Origin of the sequence: Streptomyces sp. SID14436 (assembly GCF_010548465.1) — a bacterium.
GTDB lineage: Bacteria > Actinomycetota > Actinomycetes > Streptomycetales > Streptomycetaceae > Streptomyces.
The window spans coordinates 1-4436 of sequence record NZ_JAAGMD010000539.1 but is presented as its reverse complement, the minus strand read 5'-3'; the positions used below and the strand labels follow the sequence as shown (position 1 = coordinate 4436).

The following is a 4436-nucleotide window of genomic DNA, read 5'->3' as shown; positions in this document are numbered from 1 at the left end:
GGCCGGGGGCGGGGCCGGGGATTCCGTGGTCGGCGGGACCGGGGGCCGGTGTCACCGGGGCTCCCCGGGTGCGTGGGGTGCCTCCGGGTCACCGGGCGCGGAGGCGCCCCCGGGGGCGGTGGAACCACGCGGTGCGGTCGAACCGCCCGGCTCCCTGGAGCCGCCGGGTGCGGTGGAGCCGTCGGACGCCGAAGAAGACGCCGCACCGCCGGCCCCCATGGAACCGTCGGCCCCCGCAGCACCGCCGTCCCTCGTGGCACCGCCGGACCCCGTGGAGCCGCCCGAGGCCCCGAGGCCCATGTCCGACGCCCCGAGGCCGATGTCCGACGCCCCGGGACCGTCGTCCGCCGGGCGGGTCCGCGGCAGGCGTCCCGGGCCCGGGCGGCCGCCGGCCAGGTGCAGGAGGCAGGCGTCGGGTTCGGCGAAGGGGAGGAGGTCGACGTCCTGGGGTTCCGGGCCCAGGGCGGCCAGGGCGGCCCGGGTCAGTCCCTCGTGGACGCCGCAGACGACCCCGGGGTGTTCGCGGGCCGTCTCGACGAAGGGGCAGCGCGGCAGCCGCACCCGGCGGGCCTCGTCGTCCGCCTCGGGCGCGAAGCCGATCTCCGCCAGCAGGCCGAGCACCCGGCGCCGGGCCTCTCCGGGATCCGCGCTCGGCTCCTGACCGGCGGTGAGGACGCGCCCCCAGTCCTCGCCCGCCGCGAGGGCGTCCGCGCGCGGGTCGGCGGCGGACCGGGCGATGCGGGCGGCCAGGACGGCGGCGAGTCCCGCGTACTCCCGGGCGGGGGACGCCTGCGGTGACCGCGCCCGGTAGAGCTGGGCGGGTCGGCCCCGGCCGGCCGGGGCCGACCGCTCGCGGACGACGAGACCGTCGTCCACCAGGGCGTCCAGGTGCTCCCGGACGGTGTTGACGTGCAGCGCGCAGACCTGCGCGAGGGCGGTGGCCGTCACCGGGCCGGACTGCCCGCGCAGGTACTGCAGGACACCGCGGCGTTGCCGGGACAGCGGCAGCCGGTCCGCGCCACTGCCGGGAAGCGGTCCATTATTTTCCACGGCCATGTCCGTACTATATTGCAGACATCGACCCGGACCGACCGGGACGGGTCGTCCACCGCCGGAAGGACGCGCCGTCATGAGCACCCTGACCATCGCATCGGACCCCCAGGACGCGGCGGCCGCCGAGGCCGTCGAGGCCCATCACGAGCAGCTGGCGGGCGAGTTGGCCGGGCGGGTGACGATGCTGCTCGCGGCGGCGGAGGGCGACCCGGCCGAGGCGGAGACCGTGCGTGCGGCGCTGGTCGGCTTCTGCGACCGGGACCTCCTGCCGCACGCGGCCGCCGAGGAGCGGACCCTCTACCCGGCCGCCCGCGACCTGCCCGAGGCGCGGCTGCTGATCGACGGCATGCTGGCCGAGCACCGCAGGCTGACCGCTCTCGTCGACGCCCTGCGCACCACCGGCTCCCCGGTGCGGACCGCGGCCGACGCCCGCGCTCTCCAGGTGATGTTCGAGGAGCACCTGGAGAAGGAGAACACGCTGGTCCTGCCCCTGCTGGCCGCCTCGTCGGACATCTCGCTGGCCGGGCTCCTCGCGGGCATGCACGAACTCCTCGGTCACGAGCACGGCCACTCCCACGGCCACGAGCACGGCGCGGAGGGCGAGGAGGCCGGGTCCGGCGGCGGCTGCGGCGGGAGCTGCGCCTGCGGCGGCTCGGACGACGTCGACGCGCCCGAGCTCGACGTGCGGGAGGTCCCGCACGCGATCCGTCACGCGACGGTCTTCGGGGCGCTGTCCGCCGTGCCCGCGGGCCGGGCGCTGGTGCTGGTGGCGCCGCACGACCCGCTGCCGCTGCTGCGGCAGATCGAGAGCCGGCACCCCGACACGTTCACGGTGGAGTACCTGGAGCGGGGCCCCGAGGCGTGGCGCCTGCTGCTCAGCCACCACTGAGCGGCGGCTCCCGCACGCCGGTCACCGTCCGCCGCCGCCCCGGCCCGCCCCGGGCGGCGGCGGGCCCACGCCCCGTCGCCGAACTCCCCCGGGACGCCCGGGAGGTTCCGGGTTTCAACCGGGGTTCCGGGGCCAGACGGAAAGCATGTCCCCTCGCTATCGCACTGGTTCCACCTCGGCAGGGACGGTCGTCGCGGTGATCGCGGACATCATGGCCGTCATCCTGATCCTGTGGATCGTGATGTACCTGCTGGACGCCAACCGGGCCAACGCCCTGGTGCAGTTCGTCCACGACGCGGCCAACTGGCTGGCCGGCTGGTCGCGTGACCTGTTCACCTTCGACGAGGCCTGGGCACGGGTCGTCGCGGGCTACGGACTGGCCGCGGTGGTCTACCTGTTCATCGGCCACGCCGTCGCCAACCGCCTGCACCGCCGCTGACCCGCACCGCCGCTGACCCCGCCCTCGGCGCGGGGCGCAGCGGCCGGGAGGCGGCTCAGCGCAGGGCGCAGCAGTCCGGGTCCAGGCCCCTGGGCAGGTGCTCGCCGCTGAAGACCGCGCAGGTGGCCTCGTGACCGCCGAGTGCGGCGACGGCCAGCAGCAGGGCGCCCGCCGTCCAGGTGGTCAGCTCCCGCGGCCAGATCGCCCGGTCGTCGAAGACGTAGCCCGTCCAGTACAGGCCCGTCTCCGGGTCCCGCAGGTGCTGGATCGACTGGAGCACCTCCAGCGCGCGGTCGGACTCGCCCATCGCCCACAGCGCCAGGGCCAGTTCGGCCGACTCGCCGCCGGTGACCCACGGGTTGGGGATCACGCAGCGCACCCCGAGCCCGGGGACGACGAAGCGGTCCCAGCCCTCTTCGATGCGGGCCTTGGCCTCCTCGTCGGTGAGGGCGCCGCCCAGGACCGGGTAGTACCAGTCCATGGAGTAGCGGTCCTTGTCCAGGAACCGCTCGGGGTGGTGCCGGATCGCGTGCCGGAGCGCGCCCGCCGCCAGCTCCCAGTCGGGCTGCGGTTCGTCGCGCTGATCGGCGATGGCGAGGGCACAGCGCAGCGCCTGGTGGATCGAGGACGAGCCGGTGAGCAGGGCGTCCGCGGTGGCCGTGCCGTCGTCGTCGCGCCGCCAGCCGATCTGCCCGCCGGGCTGCTGCAGCCGGAGCACGAACTCCACGGCCGCGTACACGCAGGGCCACATCCGGTCCAGGAAGGCGTCGTCGCCGGTGGACAGGTAGTGGTGCCAGACGCCCACGGCGACGTAGGCGACGAAGTTGGTCTCCCGGCCGCGGTCGGTGACGTCGCGGTGGTCGCCGTCGGCGTAGGCGGCGTACCAGGAGCCGTCCTCGTTCTGGTGCCGGGCCAGCCACAGGTACGCCCGCTCGGCGGCCTCGTGGGCGCCGGCCGCGTCCAGGGCCATCGCGGCCTCGACGTGGTCCCAGGGGTCCAGGTGGTGGCCTCGGAACCAGGGGATCGCGCCGTCGGGCCGCTGCCCGGCGAGGATGCCGGAGACGGTCTCGGCGGCCTGACCCGCGGTGAGGACCCCGGTCAGGACCAGGTGTTCCGTCCGGGGAGTGGTCACTTCGCCGCCGCCTCCGACCCGGCTCCGGAAGGGGACGCGGTTCGGGCTTCCGTCCCGGCGTCGGCCCCGGCCCCGGCCTCGGTGCGCGGCAGGTGCGGCTTGGTCGCGTAGGCCACGAAGCTCTTGCCGATCAGCGGGTTCAGCGCCCGCTCGGCGACCCGGGTGGCCAGCGGCTTCTTCATGATGTCCCAGACCAGCAGCTTGTGGTACGCCCGCACCGGCAGCGCCTGGTCGTTGTCCACCCCGAAGGCGCACTTCAGCCACCAGTACGGCGAGTGCAGCGCGTGTGCGTGATGGGTGCCGTAGGGCTTGAGGCCCGCCTCGCGGATCCTGCCCAGCAGTTCGTCCGCGCGGTAGATGCGGATGTGGCCGCCCTCCACCTCGTGGTAGGCGTCGGACAGGGTCCAGCAGACCTTCTCGGGCCCGTAGCGCGGCACGGTGATCGCGATGCGACCGCCGGGCTTGAGGACCCGGACCATCTCGGCGAGGACGCCCTTGTCGTCCGGGATGTGCTCCATCACCTCGGAGATGATCACGACGTCGAAGGACTCGTCGGGGAAGGGCAGGGCGAGGGCGTCGCCCTCCATGGCGGTGGCGGTGGCGCCGGCCGGGGCCTCGCAGGCCTCCTTCATCGCCGCGAACCAGGTGGCGACCTCGCGGATCTCCTCGGCGTTCCGGTCCAGCGCCACGACCTGCGCCCCGCGCCGGTAACACTCGAACGCGTGCCGTCCGGCACCGCATCCGAGGTCCAGAACACGGTCGCCCGGGGCGAGCGGGAACCGGGAGAAGTCGACGGTCAGCACGTGGCCCTGCTTTCGGGAGAGTTGACGCCTTCAACATCGTGGGGAGGAACGGTGGCCGCGGGAGCCGCGGAGGCCGGCGGGACGGTGACCCGCGTGCCGCGCGGCCGGGCGGGCGCCGGG

General features: G+C 75.1%; 5 protein-coding genes. 2 read left to right on the top strand and 3 right to left on the bottom strand.

Features of this window, described 5'->3' with window-relative positions; translation table 11 throughout:
- Positions 1 to 51: 51 nt before the first annotated feature.
- Positions 52 to 1056, bottom strand: coding sequence for a helix-turn-helix domain-containing protein (locus tag G3I53_RS19060; RefSeq protein ID WP_164438581.1), 1005 nt, complete (start codon positions 1054 to 1056; stop codon positions 52 to 54).
- Positions 1057 to 1129: 73 nt separating this feature from the next.
- Here G3I53_RS19060 and G3I53_RS19055 point away from each other — a divergent pair, with 73 nt between their 5' ends.
- Both G3I53_RS19055 and G3I53_RS19050 read left to right on the top strand, forming a co-directional pair.
- On the top strand, positions 1130 to 1942 hold the full coding sequence (locus G3I53_RS19055; RefSeq protein WP_164438580.1) for a DUF2249 domain-containing protein: 813 nt from the start codon (positions 1130 to 1132) through the stop codon (positions 1940 to 1942).
- A 145-nt stretch (positions 1943 to 2087) separates the two neighbouring features.
- Positions 2088 to 2381: a hypothetical protein gene (locus G3I53_RS19050; protein ID WP_164338295.1), complete on the top strand. Its 294-nt coding sequence runs from the start codon at positions 2088 to 2090 to the stop codon at positions 2379 to 2381.
- A gap of 55 nt (positions 2382 to 2436) precedes the next feature.
- On the opposite strand, the gene G3I53_RS19045 is transcribed toward G3I53_RS19050, so the two are convergent.
- Entirely contained in the window at positions 2437 to 3513 is a 1077-nt protein-coding gene (locus tag G3I53_RS19045) for a prenyltransferase (RefSeq protein ID WP_164338296.1), read from the bottom strand.
- A complete protein-coding gene (locus G3I53_RS19040) occupies positions 3510 to 4316 on the bottom strand; it encodes a class I SAM-dependent methyltransferase (protein WP_164338297.1) in 807 nt (268 codons plus the stop codon). The genes G3I53_RS19045 and G3I53_RS19040 overlap by 4 nt, the downstream gene beginning before the upstream one ends.
- Between the last annotated feature and the right edge of the window lie 120 nt (positions 4317 to 4436).

Excerpts from the sequence above, each read along its gene's own strand:
- G3I53_RS19050 (WP_164338295.1), top strand. The coding sequence starts at position 2,088 with ATGTCCCCTCGCTATCGCACTGGTTCCACCTCGGCAGGGACGGTCGTC.
- G3I53_RS19060 (WP_164438581.1), bottom strand. The coding sequence starts at position 1,056 with ATGGCCGTGGAAAATAATGGACCGCTTCCCGGCAGTGGCGCGGACCGG.
- G3I53_RS19055 (WP_164438580.1), top strand. The coding sequence starts at position 1,130 with ATGAGCACCCTGACCATCGCATCGGACCCCCAGGACGCGGCGGCCGCC.